This is a genomic window from Gottfriedia sp. S16(2024) (assembly GCF_050473765.1).
GTDB lineage: Bacteria > Bacillota > Bacilli > Bacillales > Bacillaceae_G > Gottfriedia.
Window position 1 is genome coordinate 4,050,929 of sequence record NZ_JBFLUO010000001.1, and the last position, 17,704, is coordinate 4,068,632.

At 30.2% G+C, this 17,704-nt stretch carries 24 protein-coding genes; 7 read left to right on the forward strand and 17 right to left on the reverse strand.

Going from position 1 to position 17,704, the window contains the following annotated elements:
* The first annotated feature begins 29 nt into the window (after positions 1-29).
* Positions 30-512, forward strand: coding sequence for a DinB family protein (locus AB1282_RS19140; protein ID WP_390312236.1), 483 nt, complete (start codon positions 30-32; stop codon positions 510-512).
* A 168-nt stretch (positions 513-680) separates the two neighbouring features.
* On the opposite strand, the gene AB1282_RS19145 is transcribed toward AB1282_RS19140, so the two are convergent.
* Both AB1282_RS19145 and AB1282_RS19150 read right to left on the reverse strand, forming a co-directional pair.
* Complete coding sequence (locus AB1282_RS19145; RefSeq protein ID WP_429899906.1) at positions 681-1,472, reverse strand: DUF4931 domain-containing protein; 792 nt, start codon at positions 1,470-1,472, stop codon at positions 681-683.
* A 39-nt stretch (positions 1,473-1,511) separates the two neighbouring features.
* Positions 1,512-2,516 (reverse strand): phosphotransferase, encoded by a 1,005-nt coding sequence (locus tag AB1282_RS19150; protein ID WP_429899908.1) that lies wholly within the window; start codon positions 2,514-2,516, stop codon positions 1,512-1,514.
* Positions 2,517-2,793: 277 nt separating this feature from the next.
* On the opposite strand from AB1282_RS19150, the gene AB1282_RS19155 reads away from it, so the two are divergent.
* On the forward strand, positions 2,794-2,946 hold the full coding sequence (locus tag AB1282_RS19155; RefSeq protein WP_082459321.1) for a YpzG family protein: 153 nt from the start codon (positions 2,794-2,796) through the stop codon (positions 2,944-2,946).
* A gap of 216 nt (positions 2,947-3,162) precedes the next feature.
* Here the strand turns inward: AB1282_RS19155 and AB1282_RS19160 are convergent, their stop codons facing one another.
* From AB1282_RS19160 to AB1282_RS19175, 4 genes are all read right to left on the reverse strand, one after another.
* The gene (locus AB1282_RS19160; protein ID WP_056466015.1) at positions 3,163-3,294 is read right to left on the reverse strand and encodes a DUF4023 domain-containing protein; all 132 of its coding nucleotides are present in this window, start codon (positions 3,292-3,294) and stop codon (positions 3,163-3,165) included.
* Positions 3,295-3,376: 82 nt separating this feature from the next.
* The gene (locus AB1282_RS19165; RefSeq protein WP_390312235.1) at positions 3,377-3,700 is read right to left on the reverse strand and encodes a DUF2085 domain-containing protein; all 324 of its coding nucleotides are present in this window, start codon (positions 3,698-3,700) and stop codon (positions 3,377-3,379) included.
* 368 nt (positions 3,701-4,068) lie between these two features.
* Entirely contained in the window at positions 4,069-4,377 is a 309-nt protein-coding gene (locus AB1282_RS19170; RefSeq protein ID WP_056466018.1) for a hypothetical protein, read from the reverse strand.
* 178 nt (positions 4,378-4,555) lie between these two features.
* Positions 4,556-5,311: a sporulation protein gene (locus AB1282_RS19175; protein ID WP_429899909.1), complete on the reverse strand. Its 756-nt coding sequence runs from the start codon at positions 5,309-5,311 to the stop codon at positions 4,556-4,558.
* A 200-nt stretch (positions 5,312-5,511) separates the two neighbouring features.
* Here AB1282_RS19175 and AB1282_RS19180 point away from each other — a divergent pair, with 200 nt between their 5' ends.
* Positions 5,512-5,952, forward strand: coding sequence for a cupredoxin domain-containing protein (locus AB1282_RS19180; RefSeq protein ID WP_429899911.1), 441 nt, complete (start codon positions 5,512-5,514; stop codon positions 5,950-5,952).
* Between the two features lie 126 nt (positions 5,953-6,078).
* On the opposite strand, the gene AB1282_RS19185 is transcribed toward AB1282_RS19180, so the two are convergent.
* Positions 6,079-6,459, reverse strand: a complete 381-nt coding sequence (locus AB1282_RS19185; protein WP_056466034.1) for a FixH family protein — start codon at positions 6,457-6,459, stop codon at positions 6,079-6,081.
* Between the two features lie 197 nt (positions 6,460-6,656).
* Here AB1282_RS19185 and AB1282_RS19190 point away from each other — a divergent pair, with 197 nt between their 5' ends.
* On the forward strand, positions 6,657-7,121 hold the full coding sequence (locus AB1282_RS19190; protein ID WP_429899913.1) for a hypothetical protein: 465 nt from the start codon (positions 6,657-6,659) through the stop codon (positions 7,119-7,121).
* A 58-nt stretch (positions 7,122-7,179) separates the two neighbouring features.
* On the opposite strand, the gene AB1282_RS19195 is transcribed toward AB1282_RS19190, so the two are convergent.
* From AB1282_RS19195 to AB1282_RS19210, 4 genes are all read right to left on the reverse strand, one after another.
* Positions 7,180-7,803, reverse strand: coding sequence for a histidine phosphatase family protein (locus tag AB1282_RS19195; RefSeq protein ID WP_056466046.1), 624 nt, complete (start codon positions 7,801-7,803; stop codon positions 7,180-7,182).
* A gap of 24 nt (positions 7,804-7,827) precedes the next feature.
* Positions 7,828-7,980, reverse strand: coding sequence for a hypothetical protein (locus tag AB1282_RS19200; protein WP_156339590.1), 153 nt, complete (start codon positions 7,978-7,980; stop codon positions 7,828-7,830).
* A gap of 70 nt (positions 7,981-8,050) precedes the next feature.
* Positions 8,051-8,902 carry an alpha/beta fold hydrolase gene (locus tag AB1282_RS19205; protein WP_429899915.1) on the reverse strand — a complete coding sequence of 284 codons (852 nt, stop codon included), beginning with the start codon at positions 8,900-8,902 and terminating at the stop codon, positions 8,051-8,053.
* 118 nt (positions 8,903-9,020) lie between these two features.
* Positions 9,021-9,485: a GNAT family N-acetyltransferase gene (locus tag AB1282_RS19210; protein ID WP_429899917.1), complete on the reverse strand. Its 465-nt coding sequence runs from the start codon at positions 9,483-9,485 to the stop codon at positions 9,021-9,023.
* A gap of 217 nt (positions 9,486-9,702) precedes the next feature.
* Between AB1282_RS19210 and AB1282_RS19215 the strand changes: the two genes are divergently transcribed.
* Positions 9,703-10,530 (forward strand): 5'-nucleotidase, lipoprotein e(P4) family, encoded by an 828-nt coding sequence (locus tag AB1282_RS19215; RefSeq protein ID WP_429899919.1) that lies wholly within the window; start codon positions 9,703-9,705, stop codon positions 10,528-10,530.
* A gap of 126 nt (positions 10,531-10,656) precedes the next feature.
* On the opposite strand, the gene AB1282_RS19220 is transcribed toward AB1282_RS19215, so the two are convergent.
* Positions 10,657-11,145, reverse strand: coding sequence for a hypothetical protein (locus AB1282_RS19220; RefSeq protein WP_056466053.1), 489 nt, complete (start codon positions 11,143-11,145; stop codon positions 10,657-10,659).
* Positions 11,146-11,249: 104 nt separating this feature from the next.
* Positions 11,250-11,867 carry a hypothetical protein gene (locus AB1282_RS19225; protein WP_429899921.1) on the reverse strand — a complete coding sequence of 206 codons (618 nt, stop codon included), beginning with the start codon at positions 11,865-11,867 and terminating at the stop codon, positions 11,250-11,252.
* A 361-nt stretch (positions 11,868-12,228) separates the two neighbouring features.
* On the opposite strand from AB1282_RS19225, the gene AB1282_RS19230 reads away from it, so the two are divergent.
* Positions 12,229-12,936, forward strand: coding sequence for a 2OG-Fe(II) oxygenase (locus AB1282_RS19230; RefSeq protein WP_390313147.1), 708 nt, complete (start codon positions 12,229-12,231; stop codon positions 12,934-12,936).
* Positions 12,937-13,501: 565 nt separating this feature from the next.
* On the opposite strand, the gene AB1282_RS19235 is transcribed toward AB1282_RS19230, so the two are convergent.
* Both AB1282_RS19235 and AB1282_RS19240 read right to left on the reverse strand, forming a co-directional pair.
* Complete coding sequence (locus tag AB1282_RS19235) at positions 13,502-14,371, reverse strand: proline iminopeptidase-family hydrolase (RefSeq protein WP_429899922.1); 870 nt, start codon at positions 14,369-14,371, stop codon at positions 13,502-13,504.
* A gap of 55 nt (positions 14,372-14,426) precedes the next feature.
* A complete protein-coding gene (locus tag AB1282_RS19240; RefSeq protein WP_429899923.1) occupies positions 14,427-14,666 on the reverse strand; it encodes a hypothetical protein in 240 nt (79 codons plus the stop codon).
* Between the two features lie 329 nt (positions 14,667-14,995).
* Here AB1282_RS19240 and AB1282_RS19245 point away from each other — a divergent pair, with 329 nt between their 5' ends.
* Positions 14,996-15,856: an alpha/beta fold hydrolase gene (locus AB1282_RS19245; protein WP_429899925.1), complete on the forward strand. Its 861-nt coding sequence runs from the start codon at positions 14,996-14,998 to the stop codon at positions 15,854-15,856.
* Between the two features lie 106 nt (positions 15,857-15,962).
* On the opposite strand, the gene AB1282_RS19250 is transcribed toward AB1282_RS19245, so the two are convergent.
* Both AB1282_RS19250 and AB1282_RS19255 read right to left on the reverse strand, forming a co-directional pair.
* The gene (locus AB1282_RS19250) at positions 15,963-16,562 is read right to left on the reverse strand and encodes a response regulator transcription factor (RefSeq protein WP_056466079.1); all 600 of its coding nucleotides are present in this window, start codon (positions 16,560-16,562) and stop codon (positions 15,963-15,965) included.
* Positions 16,559-17,695: a sensor histidine kinase gene (locus AB1282_RS19255; protein ID WP_429899927.1), complete on the reverse strand. Its 1,137-nt coding sequence runs from the start codon at positions 17,693-17,695 to the stop codon at positions 16,559-16,561. The genes AB1282_RS19250 and AB1282_RS19255 overlap by 4 nt, the downstream gene beginning before the upstream one ends.
* Positions 17,696-17,704 lie beyond the last annotated feature (9 nt).

A 17,704-nucleotide genomic window follows, 5' to 3' on the forward strand; every position in this document is an offset into this window, starting at 1 on the left:
ATTATTAAATTAGAAATGGGGAATATCTTTTGAAAGAGAATATCCAAATTCGTGAAGAACTCATGGAAGTTATTGATTCATTAACAGATGAACAGTTAAATAAGAAGGTAAATAAAGAAAAATGGTCTATTATGCAAGTACTTGAACATTTATACTTAATGGAATCTAAATTAGTAAAGCTAATGACTCGTACATTTAATGAAGCACCAAGTGAAGTTATCCAAGATAAACCAATACATCTAGCAACTGATCGTACTAAAAAAGTAACCTCTCCACCTCATTTTGAACCAACTGATCAATTCATTACTAAAGTGGAAATGACTGAAAAATTGAATCAATCTAGAAAATCTTTAATTCATTTTGTTGAACTAACAAAAGGGCAAAATTTAGAAGAAAAAGGCATGCCACATCCATTATTCGGACAAATCAATTTAAAACAGTGGATCCCTTTTATTGGTATACATGAAAAACGTCATATTGAACAAATTAGAGAATTAAAAAACGAATTATGAAATATTTAACTCAATATAGAAATTTTGAAATTTTGGAATATGTATTCGATTTCCTTTTATTTTGTACAAATTGTTTTTTGATTATATTGTTTTCTGTTAAAATCTTTTTGGTTTTACTAAAAACCTCTCAACAATATAAAAAAGAGCTTACAAATTGTAAGCTCTTTTTTATATTGAAGAAATTGCCTCTAGTTCTTTTTTGTAAAGGCTTAGTATTTGATCTTTATGTACTTCTAACTGATTTGACACTTGAGTAATTGAATAGCCGATAAATAATGGAGATACAACAAACCTTGGAATAACTTTACAAATAATTTTCCCCTTCCATTTATAAAAGAATAAATTATAGCTTTGAAGTCCTTTATAAAAATGGTTAAGTAAATAATGTGTAACCGTTTGTAAGTAAACGGCCATTTCTGGAATAAATTTCTGATCATCAATTAGAATATTGAATTCTCTAAATCCCATAATTGGATGAGTAGATATGTTTAATTCATAACCATGACCCGACGAAATCGTAATCCCCTCGAAATATACATCTGTTACCTTTTTGTTGTAATCAATATTTTTTAAGCCAACTATTTGCATATGTGGATGGCTGAGTGTTCCCCCTGATAATGGGCCATGATTTTTATATAAAATAACAGATTTGAATTCCCCTGTCGATTCCATTTCATTACATTTATCAATTGCAAAGGCTAATAATTCACTCAGATGCGTTAAAGAATATTTTGAAGGGTCTCCTTCACAATCATCGCTTTCAATAATAACAGTTTGAAAAGTATCTTCTAATGTTGGAAATTTATTTTTCAAATAAATGATTGAGCCAGATGTATCAATAATATCAGTTAAGTTTTCTCGATCACAGAATGGGCATTTAACTTCTTTATTTTTAATACTATCAGGTTTTTTAACGCCAATATCCATTTTAAATTGTAAAACCTCATTTTGAATATCCATCACGGTTTCCCCTTTGAATAAAGTATATTAACAATGTCTTTAAATTAATAACGCCTCTAATTCTTTCCCTCTTTTTAAATAATAATCTAAATGGGGTTTTAAATTATTTTCATTTGTTTTGATTAAATTTGAAGTTTTTCGATAGAATCCCCAATTTATGCAACCAGATAGCCAAAGTAATGAAGAAAGTCGTTCAATATGCTCTGTTCCAATCTGAAAATGGTCACAATATTTATTCATAAATTTTTCCACTAACTGCTTTGACATGGAGATTGATGTATTCTCGCTTGTTTTTGAATACCATTTAATTAACCAAGCTAACCCCTCAATTCGATCAACATAAGTAATCGATTCAAAATCAACGATTCCTTTTATAGATAGATCCTCATTATCCCAAATAATATTTAGCGGATTCAAATCTGACTGAATGATAAATTCAAACTGTTCTGTTTGTGCATTGTTTATATGCAGTTTAGACAATTCTAAGTAATCACTTAGTAATGATTTATTTTCTTTCAAAATATCTTTTGAATTTAATTCATTAATAAGCCTATTCACAAAACCTTCGTAAGCAATTAAATGTGATTTTTTAGGAAAAGAATTACATTCAAACCCAGCAGCAGTCTCATGAAAGCTAGCAGCCATCATTCCAACTTTTTCGATTATCAAATGATTAAATTTAGTAATATGTACTCCATCTATCCATTTAAATAATATAAAACGATACGATTGATTTTCAATTAAAACGCTCAAAAAACGTTCATTCTTTCTAGATTTAACAACCTGCATAAATGGAATTCTATTTTCGACTAAAAACTCTGTGAATTTTATTTGCTCTTCAATTATTTCATCTGAAAGCTCACCAAAAAATTCATTATTTGAGCGATGGGTACTAATAAATCTAGCTGAATAAGGACAGTTGTTAACTAAAATTTTAAAGTGCTGATCGTTATGCCAATTTTGTGTGTTCAAGTCTTTTATAATTTCAATTGATTTAACTGATAATGGATATTGTTTTAGTAAATTTTTTAATAATTTTTCCATTTTTAAAATCCTTTCAATTCAAAAATGTTTATTTTGAACTTAAAAGAATTCAATAAAATATATACAAATCCTTCAAAAAATTAACTATTTTAAAATTTATTGTTTTACTATTAACAATGGTATCTTAAATAAACAATCCCTAAGTTTCAAAATACTAAATCGAAATTTAATTTAATGTTTTTAAATAGTATCTTTTTCAACTTATTTTCAAATACTAACTACGATATTCAATTGAATATCTAAAATATCCTATAAATATCTAAGAGGTGAATCAAACATGAACTCCAAAAATCATTTAGATCCACATTCTCAGAAATTTGTTCATAATTGGACAAGGGCTAAGCGTTCAGCGTCTCAAGTGAACGGTAATACGATGATGTCTCAGCCAAACCTTATCTTGAAAACTAACACAAAGGCCCACAGTCTGTAACTGAAAGGATATATTAAAATATAAGAAAGAAGACATTGTGTCTTCTTTCTTATTTAATTTTGCTGATTTAATTTATTAATGACAATAATTATATTTTATAATTTGAGCATCGTTATTATTTTTAAATAGCATTTTAAATGAACGCAAATTATTTATTATATTTAATATATTAAAAAAAGCCATGACTATAGCCACGGCTTCATGCTTTTTTAAATTTTATTTATTTGTTCCATGCTGTTTAGTAGGTAATTTTTCGTTTGGTGTTCCATTACCTTGATGTTCTTTATTTTTTTGGTCTTTTCTTTGTTTTTCGTGTAATTTTTCGACAAATTCATGTGTATCTTCCATTTTTTAATCCTCCTTAGTAAAGAATCTAAATGTTACTTTAACCAACTAGAGAGGAAAAAATTCATAATAGCAGATATAGAATTTACATAAGAATTTTTATCAAAAATAGAACAGACTTTACAATCAATATTGTTTGAGCAATTCCAAATAAGAATCCTGTTATGAAACGGAATAAATTATTACTTTCTCTCCATTTCCATTTCTGTGTATACCCATCAATTAATAACGGAATCATTAAAATCGGAATATACCACCAAAATATAAATGATGAGATCAAAAATACAAATGGAAGAAACAAATAACCCGTAAGTATGGCTGTACATCTTGCACAAAGTGGGAAAGTATAAGAGCCTATATGAAATGACCTTTCTTCCTTACGATGACATGGAATCCAATTTAAAATCAAATATAATCCCCCTGTTAGCTTGGACAATCTGGGCTACAATCACAATCTGGTGTGCAATCAGGCATGTGATGATGACAATCAGGGAGATCACAATCTGGTATAAAACCAAAATCACCGCAATCACACCAATCGAATCCCCTATTCTGTCTTCTCCGCTCATAGTAAATAATCATTATAATTCCAAAAACGATACTTGCACTAATCAATATTAGTCCTTTTACTAAAAAACCCTTTATAATTAAAACAATTCCTAGAATAAGAAGTATAAAAAAACCACTGATTAAGAAAAAGACCAATTTTACCACTCTTTCTTAAAAATAATGAAAAACTAACCTAAAGTTAGTCTTGTGCTTTTCAAAAACATAAACTTAAAAATCTGTCTGTTTTGAACGTTGTGTCGCCGCACCAATTAAAATAAAGATGGCTGATAGAATATGCATAATCATACCTAATATAGGAATCCATGCAAGACAAGAAGTAACAATCCCAAAAATATTTCCACTAGCAGAGACACCAGCTTTTTTCGCTAAAACGAGCGTAATGATATGGAGGATTAAAGCTATAAATAATGGCGTATAACCAAAGCCAATAACGATCGAACCACCTAAAACAGGTATACCGAGTAATGCTTCAAAACCACCCGAAATCCATTTCATATTTTTAACGTTAGATCCCATAAAATCTCCTTTTCAACATTAAAATGTTAATTTTTTCTAATAAATACTATTGTATTCGATATATTCTTTTACGGATAGTTTTTATTAAAAATTACAATTAAATTCAGTCTAAAGGATGAGAATTTCGGATAGTGTAAAATTTAAATAGGAAGAGACAAGAACTCTCACTTACATTTTATCAATTATATTGTTGTAAAAACGCTCTAACCGAATTTGCAATTGATTGCGCATCTTTAAGTTGCTCATTTTTAAAGCTAAGTGATGTTTTCTTTTCATCTAGTCCTAATGATTCTTGTAGTAAACCGCTTAAACCACGATGGGAACCAGCTTTATCGACTGCTACCACCATAAACAAACCATCTTTATTCGGTTCAATCATACATTCAATTTCATCAAATCGCCATTCTCTTTTAGAGCTTGGGACAAACTCCCACTCTTGATAGAATCGACCATTTTGAGCTTCTACCTCAACTTGGCGTAAACGGAAACCAAGAATTTTAAATGCTTCTACAAAGTTTGCTAATTCTTCATGTGCATGAACCTTTAAAAAATCAGTATCTGTTGGGTCTATACTTAAATCGATATCTAAATCAGTCTCAATCCAAACCTGGCCATGTCTTATTGTAATCGGTGTGTAAAATGGCAATTGGAACGAAAAAGGAATTACTTTTTGTTCATTTGCTTCAATTTTCATTTTGCCGGATACACGTTCTTCATGTAATTGGATTTTAACGTTTACTTCATCGTCTCCACTTTTCTTTTTAGCATAAGACTTCAATTTAAGCCCAATATGATTAATTTCTTGTGCAACTGAACCACCCTTAATTTCAACTACACCTTCAACAATTTTTCCTGGATATAAATCTTTAGTATGAATAATTGTATCTACCGAAGCTGCTCCAATTCCTAGTCTAGCTAGTACTTTTTTAAACATCAGATCCCCTCCAAAAAATTACTACTTTTCCATTATATGGTAGATTATCAGTCTTGAATAATCTAAATTTAGTAATTATTCCCTTCTATACATTATGAATAAAAGAAATAATTATGTAACTAGTGAAAGTTGAATTAGTAGACAAGTTATTAATAGGATAAGCATATTTTATAATATGAAATTAATTTTGGAGGTGTCTTATGCACTTTATTTTTATTAAGAAAAAATGGTTATTAATTTGCTTTCTCCTTGTTGTTATTGGATTAAGTGGTTGGTATTACTTAACACCAAATTCAGTTCAAACTGCAGTAGAGCAGCAACACGTAAAAACAATAGACATCGATATGATTACAGCAGAATTTAGTACAAAGTTAGATGATGGAACGGAAATTGAAGCCTATAGATGGGATCCAGGTACGATCGTTATTGAAAAAAACCAAAAAGTAAATTTAAAAATTCATGGAATAAACGGGAAAGAACATAGTTTTCATATCGAAGGAACGAATATCTCGGGTGTAGTGGCCAAAGGTAAAACTACTGAAGTACCTTTATTCTTTAAAAAAGAAGGTACATACCGATTAATTTGTGATACTCATTCACATGATGGAGCACCAATGATTGGTTATATTGTTGTAGATTAATTATTTAATAACTGAAGTAGATAAACAAAACTGACCTAGATGAAAAACCAATTAATTGTATGGCATGAAAAAGATAGTAAAAATAGTCTAGTTTACTAAATTTACTATCTTTTTTCTTATTCATCTTTATCTAATTGATACTTTACGTTCATTTTTACCCTTTTTTAAAGTAATTTGTTTACTCCAAGTACCTTCCATTGGGAGTTCTAAGCTCACTTCATATATACCTGTATTTATTTTCTTCATACTCGCTTCAACATGATGATTCATACTTTTCATTTCCATTTTAAAATTAACCGAATCCACATCGACTTCTTTTCCATCTGAATTTACTAAATTAACTTGATACACATGAGTCTGGTCTTTATTTGTTAATTTTTTTTCGTTAATTGATAATTGAATTTGATCTAAAAAAGGGCTCGATTTAAATTCAGCCTTCTTTCCACAGCCAGAACAAACTAGTAAAATACATAACATGGTTATGAATATGTATCGTAATTTCTTCAATAACATCACTCCTATTCAGATAAATCCTCACCCTAACTTTACTAAAAAAGGTTACATTAAATTTGTGATATAAATGATAAAACATAAATAAAAATAAATTTATTCTTATCTCATTCATACATGCTAGATTATTAAACATATAATTGAACGTTATAACTCAACATCAATGGTTCCAACATAGGGAGGAGTTTAACTTAATGTTTTTAGAATGGGCTAGCATTGTATTAACTGTTCTACTTTCATCATATGTCATCCTAATCGCAAATAGAAAAAAAGAAAAACTTTCTTGTACAGTCGGAAAAATGATCAGTATGACAAATTCAATGATGACAAGTGTCACTGTGGGTACTATCTTTGGTATTTTATTTCGGAATACAGATTTAGCGATTCCTACAATTATTTCAATGACTGTAGGCATATTAATAGGATACTTAACAGGTAAACCTTTATCATTAATGGCTATATTAGAAGGAATAACTGCGGGAATTATGGGTGGAATGATGGGAGCAATGCTTGGCATTATGCTACAGGAAACTTATTTAAACATATTAATCTATTATATTGACGTTGTTTTTGTATTAGTTACAATCCTATTAATTAAGGTGATTGATCAAGAAGTTAACAAATTCAATAAAAATGAAAAATCTTTACAATCAATTTGATCAGTAAAATGGCCTACCTATTTTAAATTAGGTAGGCTATCATATTTTAGTAAAAACATTAAATACGATCTAAATGAGTTGTATCGCAAAGTACTTTGAATTCCAACTCTTTATCTTCTTCAAAATTAATAATTGTTAAACTTGTTCCATGGACATATGGTAAATCCCATAATTTTTCATTTGGAGATTGCTTTAAATGAGCTACAATTGTTGCCAATACAACTGCATGTGTAACAATTAATATATTTCCTTCTTCATTTGAATTTAAAATATTTTGGATTACATTACCTACTCTTTCTCTTAAGTCTAGTAAACTCTCACCTTGATGTGGACTATGATCGTATAAATGTGGTGTTTTCCAAAGCGATTCGAATTCATTTTCAAAGCCCTCATCAATTTCTTGTTTCGTTTTCCCTTCCCAATCACCAAAATTAATCTCTTTTAAATCATCTTCTTCAATAATTGGAATGGCGGGATTGTTTTTTAAAATATTTGCAGTTGTTACTGCACGTTTACTCGAACTAGTATATATTTTACTAAAACTCACTTTTGCTAATTTTTCACTTAATAATTTAGCATCGCTAATCCCACTAGCAGTAAGTTCGGAATCTTTTGAGCCTTGTAATCGATTTTCGATATTCCACACCGTTTCACCATGTCTTGTTAAATAAATTGTTAACAACTTTAGTCCTCCAGCTTTTGTAAATTATTCATTAACTTGTTTTTCTTCTCTTCGTTCATATAATATACCTGCGATTAAGGCTAATAAAACATTTGTTATTAACAATGGGCTAAACCCAGCACCACAGACAAATGATAGAAATAACGCAATAATAGCGAAAAGGATTGGTAAATTCATTTTGTATTCTCCTTAAATATGAAGTTAATGATTTTTAAATACAAATATTAATAATTTATATTAAAAATCATTAAACAAGGGTTTTATTCGTAAATTGTTTTACTTCCTTATAAAACAATTCCTTCTCTTCTAAAAATGGATAATGGTTACTTTCATTTAAAATGACTAATTTTGAATTTTCAATTCCTTCAGCCATTTCTTCTGAATATTCGATTGGGCATTGTACATCATGTTTGCCACAAATGATTAAAGTTGGACAGCTTATTAATGCTAACTTTTTTGTTACATCGTAAATTTGATATTCCCTATTAAAATAATTTAGTCGAATTGCTGACATTTTTTTAGAGATAGGTAAATTAAAATATTCATGATAACGTTCAGGCTTATGTAAAGATAACTTTGTCCGCTCAATTGATAGAGCTTCTCTTTCTTCATTAGACAATGCAGTACCTTTTAGTTTTTCAATTAATTCTTGCATGTTATTAAATTGTGGATGAGCTCTGTTATAAATACAGTCTTTTGAAAATGTTGAATAGTCTCTCGCTGCAGCCCCAACAATAATATTATGATTTAAAGAATTTGAAAAATAGATCCCATAAATAATTCCAAGCATTCCACCGGTAGAATGACCAGCAAAATTCCAGGATGAATAACCAAATGTTTTCCTAATTTCTTCTAAATCAAAAATTGTTTCTAACATACTCAATTCATATGGAAAATGTGCTTTTTCAGAATTACCCGTTTCTCTTAAGTTTATTAAATATACTTTAAATAATTTAGTAAATGAATTTGCAAAATAATCTCCTGTATCATTAAACTCAGAGTAATTATGTGTGACACATAAAGGATCTCCTTCACCTTTACAAAATACTTCAAACGTACCTCGTTTTGTATTAATTAGTTTTCGTTCCCATTTCTCCATAGCGTTTAAACCCCTACTTTTTGACATACCCTACTATTTCTTGAATATAGGTACTAATTCCTATCATCTTAAAAATTGTTCACATATTATTCATACTTTAATAATACATAAAATTCAGTTATCTCTTAACGATATAATACCAAACTTCTTCTTCTCCAAAGTAGTTACCAGTCGGATTAAATTCGGATTGCTTGTATAAATTCATAGCTAATTTATTATCTTTATGAACTGTTAATCGAATCTCATTGCATTGCTGAAATTTATTTGTAATCCATTTTATCATTTCAGCAAATGCTAATTTACCATAACCTTGACCTTGAAACCGTTTATCAATTAAAAACCCATTGATCCAATAACTATTTGTCGTATGTTCTTCAAAAGCATGCATTATAAATCCGACCATTGTCTGATCATCATAAATTGCAAATGGGATATATTCCACATTTTCGCCATCTGGTTTTATATATACTTTTGCAATGGATACTGCAACAGAAGGAACAAAATGCAATTGTTCTTTATCTACTTCAAGTTTAATAGCTTCTTCCCAATTTTCTCTCGTAACGATTTTTAATTGAATAGTCATCGATAGCCTCCCTTTGCCCCTAAATTTTAATCTCTTATATCATATCACTTTCTTTACTAATTTCAGAAATTTCCGATATTTCGGTAAATGAAATTTTTAATCGAATGCGAATATTTTTTAGTCTTTAGGTAATAACAACCTTGAAAAGCAATTTTTCATATTTACTAACTAATTTTTATTTAGCTAGTACATTTAATAAATATGAAAGGAAAATATTATGAAAAAAATTGTTATTATTCTCTCTATCTTATTTGCATTTGCTTTTGGTTCCTTAGCTGGCATTGGTTTTAGTAAAGCTGAATTTGCAAGAAGCACACAAGAACATAATGTTATGTCTACTAATTGGTTTCAATCCTCTGCGGAAAACAAGGCTTTGCAAATTCAAATTTATAATCAGGCAAAAGAAGAACTTGCCGAAACAATGGTAAAAAAGAAAGCAAGTGATAAATTAAATAATAAAGCAAAACCAGCCGCAGTTGTTTTAGACATTGATGAAACTATTCTAGATAATTCCCCAGATACAGCTTGGTCAATTAAAAATAATACTTCCTACCCACAAGGCTGGGATGAATGGATCCATATGGCAAAAGCTGATTTAATCCCTGGTGCAAAAGATTTCTTGTTAGCAGCGAAAAAAATGAATGTTGATGTTTTTTATCTTACAAATCGTCCCGAAAAAACACGAGATGATACAATTAAAAATTTGAATTTACATGGATTACCGAATGTTGACTCAAAACATTTATATTTAAAAACAGATACATCTCAAAAAGGACAAAGACAAGCAGAGATCGCAAAAACTCATGAAATTGTTATGTTAATAGGTGATAATTCAAACGATTTATCAGATATTTTTTATAAAGCTGATCTGAAAACTCGAAAAGATAATGTCGATAAAATTGCAAAAGATCTAGGTATAAAGTATATCCAATTACCTAATCCAATGTATGGAGATTGGGAAGATGCAATCTATCATTACAAAATGTCAAAAACTGCTGATGAAAAAGCAGTCGATCGATATAAGGCTTTACATCCAATGAAATAGATACTAAGGTTAGATGAGTTAATTTTGACTTATCTGACCTTTTTATTTTATAAGTTGATTTGAAAAAATTGGCCATCTAATTAGCATCCCTTGAACATATTCTATAAATTATTAGTAATATTTAAGTTAAATTTCTTCATTATAAAGGTTTAAATCCTTCCACCCTTCAAATGCATTTCTAAATATTCTCGAAATATTTTCATCTTTACTAATTAATAAATTATAGGATGAGTCCCAAAATACTATTTCAAATAAAGCCTTTGGATGTTGCGTTTTCGGATTTGGTACCCAAAAACTTGGGTTACCATCTGCAAATGGAATGATTTCTAAATTACTTAGTTCAATCTTTTCATTTTTAGGGAAAGCTGAAAATACACCCCAAGATAAACTAAAATATTTATGTTCAGTAATCTTTGAAATGTTTTTATGTGGTATCCAATATATTTCTAAAATGTCATTGTCACTATTTTTTATTCGATAGTTCTCAATAGTTTCACTAAATTCTTCAAAATAAAAATCTGTATCAGATATTAGCCAGTTATATTCATTGTGAAGTCCACTGAGTGCTTGAAAAACTTCGAATGGAGAATAAAACACTTCTGTTATTGTATTCATTTATTTCCCCCGTATAGTATGTTTAATTAGCTTTATCCTGTTAGTATTTATGCAAGTTTAAGTCATTAAAACTGAATATCCGATTTTAGTTAACTTTACTAAATCTACAACATTTGATTTGCGATATTAATGATATATTGTTTATTCTTTTCAGTGTTTTCAATAGTTGAAACATAATTAAGTTCATAATAAATACCTTTTTTATTGAAAACAAGCGTATTTTCTTCTGTATTAAAATCTTCTTTATTGTTATCAAGTTTATATGATACACCTACAGTAGAATTTCCTGTATAAGTTCCACGTACCCCACCCTTCAATTCAACTATTTCATTCGATTCATTTTCTTCTATTTCAAGTTCAGGTTTATAATTATGAACTGTAACAATTACTATAAATAGGGTCGACTTATCAATATGAGAAAGACTATATCGTACATCTAATTTCTTTCCTTTATGATCGATATCATTTATAGATAATGTTTTAATAGGATCGACTTCAAGTGGTAAATTATTAGGAATCTTCAATTTAAAAGGAAGTGCATCTAAACCTTCTTCGATCGAAGAGGATTCATAAGTAATTGGTAATATTTTTCTTTGTTCTTTTGTAAGTTCTGGTTGTTCAAACTTTTTTAATTTTGAAGTATCTAGCGATGGATTTTTTTCATTTTCACAACCAAATGGTATTAATAATGACGTTAGACCAATTAATAATATTTTTTTCATTTTCATGCTCCATTAGATAAGTTTAATAGGATAATATTTTCATATTATTAAATTATATCATTTCTAGTTTTATTTAACTTAAACATCTCCTCCTTATTATCCATCCGATGGGTTTTCAACACATGAAAATCGTCAAAACTCCCGATTTACCACTATTTAAATGCTCTAAAATTTATTTTCGAAATTTTCTTTAAACATTGGTCTGATAGGCATTGATTTATGCAGGAAAATGACTTCACAATGAGGAATTTATTCTAAAAACAAATTTTTTGTCTTCGGGTATTGTAGCCTTGACTTAAAAAATATAATTTTCAGGTGTTTCTTTTCTACAAAAATGATTTTACGAAATTTATTCAAATCAATGATCTCACCAATTTTTCCTAGGGTTTGTATTAATGAATATACAAGGAGATGTGACAAAATGTTAGAAGTAGGAAATTTAAAGGAAACTGAACAAACCATTTTTAATCACACTGGTCCGTTTATCCAAACTATTGATCGCGATATTGAGATTCTAACTCGACAAGAGGAACCATTAGTTGTCTTACTGGATAATGTTTTAAGTGATGATGAATGTGACGAGCTAATAACCCATGCGAAATTGCGCATGAAACGATCAAAAATTGGGTTATCTCGTGAAGAAAATGAGATGCGAACAAGTAGTGGTATGTTTTTTGAGGAAAGTGAAACGGAGCTTATCAAACGTATTGAAAAACGAATCGAAACGATCATGAATATTCCAATCGAACATGCAGAACCATTACAAGTTCTTCATTACGAGCCAGGACAGCAGTATAAACCGCATTTTGATTACTTTTCCAATCACCGGACAAATAATAATAGGATTAGTACACTCATTCTCTATTTAAATGATGTAGAAGAAGGCGGCGAAACGATTTTCCCTACACTTAATTACTCTTTTGCCGCCAAAAAAGGTACTGGTTTATACTTTGAATATTTTTATCAGGATGAAGCAATCAATGAATTAACGATTCATGCAGGTAGCCCTGTAATTAGCGGAGAAAAATGGGTTGCGACGCAGTGGATGAGACGACAACGTATTCGGTAGTATTCAACGAAATAAAAATATATTTAATATAATATTTTGCATAATTAGGACTAAATATTTCAGATAATTCCAATAATATTTGGTCCCATTTTATTTAAGATGGTTTCATTATTGCTTTTTAAGTTACTCATGAACCCTTTATGTATGTCTAAATCTCTCTTTTTTCCTTTATTCCTTACTCATGGACCCCCTAAGAGTAACCAAATCTTACTCTTTTCCTTTTTAACTTACTCATGAACCCTCTATGAGTTACCAAATCTCTCTTTTTTCCTTTTTAACTTACTCATGAACACCATATGAGTTACTACAATTCTATTTTTTCCTTTTTAACTTACTCATGAACCCTCTATGAGTTACCAAATCTCTCTTTTTTCCTTTTTAACTTACTCATGAACCCTCTATGAGTTACTACAAATCTATTTTTTCCTTTTTAACTTACTCATGAACACCCTATAAGTTACTAAAACTCATTCCCCCCCTAATTCCCTTCCTCATAAACCCTCAACGAAATCCATCATCAAAAAAAAACGCAAGGTAACAACCTTGCGCTTCACAATTTAATAGTTTATTCAACTTCCTTCAAAAAGCTTTCCACCACTCGTATATACTCTTCTGGCTCTTCTATGTACGGCATATGTGCGCTTTGCTCAAATACGTGGAATTTTCCATTAGGTGTTAGCTCGCTGAAATATTCTGTTGATTTAGGTGTTGCTTCATCATATCGACCGCAAGTATACATTGTAGGGACTTGGATGTCTTTTAATTTTGAAGTGCAGTCAAAATCCTTTAAGTTTCCTGTTACATGAAACTCGGAAGGTCCCCACATAATATTGTATACTTCTGGATTTCTGTTATGTTTACCTTTTTTTAGGAATTCTGGATATGGGTCTAATCTGCAAACAAAATGGTTGTTAAATACAGCGTTTGCATTTTTGTATTCCTCTGAATCTGTTGTTCCATTTTCCTCGCATTTTATTAATGTTTCTTGGACATCAAGCGGGAGTAGTTTTCGATTTCGATCTTGATCCTCAGCCCATAATGGAGCGCTTAAACAAGGACTTGAAAAGATTATACTCTTCACTCCAACTGGTCTCGATAAATAATAAGCTGCAGCAAGTGTTGTTCCCCATGAGTGACCTAGAATGTGAAACTCATCAAGCGAAAGCGCCTCTCGGATTTGTGCTAATTCTTCAACAAATCGATCAATATTCCATAAAGTGGTATTTGTTGGACGGTCTGACTTTCCACAGCCTAACTGATCATAAAAAATAACTGGACGATCTTCAGCTAATACGTGAAGACCTTGCATGGAATAATGCGATGATCCAGGTCCTCCATGTAAAACAATAACAGGGATTTTAGATGAATTCTTATTATGGACTTGATACCACACCTTACCGCCTGTTACTTCAATAAATCCCTCAATCACATTCATTTATTTCTCTCCTTTTCATTCAAGAACAGTATATTTTTAAGAAAATAACTAACAATCATACATTGGTTTTTTTGATGAAATAAGCTAGTACAAAAGGAATCGTTGGTAGAAAAACAACCAATTTAATCCAGCTCTCTGCACCACCAAAATATAGTGTTGGTATTATTAATGCAACTCCGCTCACTATTAATGTTTTCCATGATTTTTTCCATTGACCCCAAACTAATAGAATGAATCCAGAACAAATTAACAACCAAAAAATTAACCCTATCCAATAGAATCCAGCATCTTCCATTAATTCACACCTTAGTCAGATTTATGTATTACAGGAAATCTCTTCAGTTAACAATCCTTCAATAAACGATAGGTCTTCTTTATTTCTTTTGTATGCTTGGATAATTTCTATATTTATCTGAATTTTACCACATTTTTATTTTAAATAGAAAAACATTATGAATTTACAAGATAATCCTTACCTCTACAGTTTCATTCTATGATTGTAAGTTAAGTCAGGTATTTTTCTTAAACAGCTTTATTCAAAGAAGTTGTGAATAGTCATGAATTATTATGAGATGAAATAATATAGGAAAGAAAGACATTTAAAAGCCAATGGGGGCGATTAAATTGGCATATGTAGAACTTGATTCTCATACAAAGCTCTATTATGAGGATCACGGAGAAGGTCAAACAGTTATTTTTGTTCATGGAGTTATGATGAGTAGTAGGTTTTTTCATAAACAAGTTCCGTATTTTAGTAAAAATTATCGTGTTATTACTTTAGACTTACGAGCACATGGAAAGTCCTCAAAAGTTCAATCTGGGCATACTATAGCACAGTACGCTCGTGATTTAAAATGCTTTATAGAAAAATTAGATTTAAAGGATGTAATTTTAGTAGGCTGGTCAATGGGAGCTTTTGTATTGTGGGATTATGTTAATCAATTTGGCAGTAAAAATATTAAGGCGCTAACAGTTGTTGATCAATCTGCATCCGATTATATATGGCCAGATTGGGAGTTTGGAGCATTTGATTTTACGATTTTAAAAAATGTAATGCAGTCTATCCAAGAAGATCAAAACAAATTTAATAGCGATTTTATATATGGTATGTATATGGATCAACCAGATCCAAAAGAACATAAATGGATTTTAAAAGAAATGAATAAGTTACCTGCAGCGATTGCAAGTACAATAGTATTTAATCAAACTGCTGTAGATTATCGGGATACTCTTTGTAATGTCGATATTCCAACATTAATTTGTTTTGGTAGCCATGGATTTTTTCCATTAGCTGCTGGTGAGTTTATTCAAAAAAATATAAAAGGTTCAAAATTTGTTCCATTTTATAATAGTAGTCATCTTTTGTTTTTGGAAGAAACAGATAAGTTCAATCAGGAGTTAGACGAATTTTTTAAAGAAGTACAAAAATCCAGAAAAGGAAAAACAAAATCTAGAAAAAAAGAAAAAAGAAAAGCGGGAAACTAAATGGTGAACAAGGATTGCAGGATTTAGGTGTTAAAGGATTGAAAAACTTTGTTTTCAACTCTTGCACTACCTGCTTTTCTTGTTTTCATGCTTCCTGCCATTAACCTCACTTAAACCAACCTTTTTCTTTTGATTGTTTTATAGCTTCGATTCTATTTTTAACTTCTAATTTGTCCAAAATCATAGATATATAATTTCTCACTGTTCCTGTTTTTAGACTCAATTCATCCGCAATTTCTTGTGTGTTCTTACCATCGGCTACTAGCTCTAAAACTTCTTTTTCTCGGTCAGTTAATGGATTTTCCTCGGCGTATACATCATCCATTAGTTCCGGAGCATAGATTCTCTTCCCGGCAATAATACTTCTTATTGAGCTTGCTAACTCATCACTTGGGCTATCCTTTAATAAATATCCTTTTACACCAGCTTTTAATGCTCTTTGAAAATATCCAGATCTAGCGAAAGTTGTTAAAATAATCACTTTACAATCGAAAGCCTTTAGTTCTTCTGCAGCCTCAAGTCCAGTTTTACCAGGCATTTCAATATCCATTATACAAATGTCAGGTTGTAATTGCTTGACTAGTTTAACTGCTTCTTCTCCGTTTGATGCTTGACCAACAACTTCCATATCATCTTCTAGATTAAGCAAAGAACCAAGAGCACCTAATAGCATTCGTTGGTCTTCAGCAATTACGATCCTAATCATACTAGTTCCTCCACTTCAATTTGTTTTACATCGATTGGAACTTTCATAATTAAAGTCATTCCATGTTCACAGTTTACCTCTAACGTTCCATTCACAAATTCGAGTCGTTCCTTCATGCCAATTAACCCATAACCGGTTGTGAATTTTTCCAAATTACAACCAACTCCATTATCGATAACCGAAAAAAATATTTCATTTTTCATTTGTTTAATTGATATTCTACATAAAGTGGCATTACTATGTTTTACAACATTTGTTACGGCTTCCTTTAAACACATACTCACAATATTTTCTGTCAGTAAGGATACATTTGTAAGTTGAAAGTTATCGTTACAATCGACTGTAATTTCAGCCGCATGCAAAATTTGCTTGATTCTTATTAGTTCATCTTTAATTCGAATCCCTCTCATTTGAGAAACTATTTTTCGAACCTCATTTAAAGCTGTTCTGGCCGTTTGTTGTACATCTTTTAATTCATTTTGAGCAAGATCTGGATCCTTTGTGATTAACTTTCTAGCTAAATCACTTTTTAAGCCAATCAGTGAAAGTTTTTGACCGAGCGTATCATGTAAATCACGAGCAATTCGTTGACGCTCTTCTAGTTTTACAAGATCCGAAATACGTTTATTAGCATCTACTAGCTTTTCTTCTAATTGCCCTCTTTCATTTCGACTGTAAAGACTAAATGGTAACAAAATAACGCTAATCCAAGTAATGATAATAAATGGAAGCTGCCTAATGATTAATTCTTCTTGAAGGATAATCGTGATGTTGATTGAAATTGTAGTAATAACTAAATGAAGGATATATAAAGTTAAAAATGTAACTCGATTTTTTCTCTTTCCAATCATATAGGCTATAAAAAAAGCAAAATATACATAACTAAAAAGTATATTCATTGAAGTAGAAATGATGATTAATATGGATGACCATAGAAAAATTGACCATCCTTTTGATATGTACGCCAATCGATAGATTATAAAAAATGATATTGTTAGTAAAATTCCTATTATGATTCTTAAAGTGGAGTGTGCAGAAAGAAAAATAAAATAAAATGGCGAAATTCCTAAAACTGTCCAAATATATGGAGAGATTCCTGTACTTTTTAGGAAACCTAAATATCTTTTAAACATAAATTTACC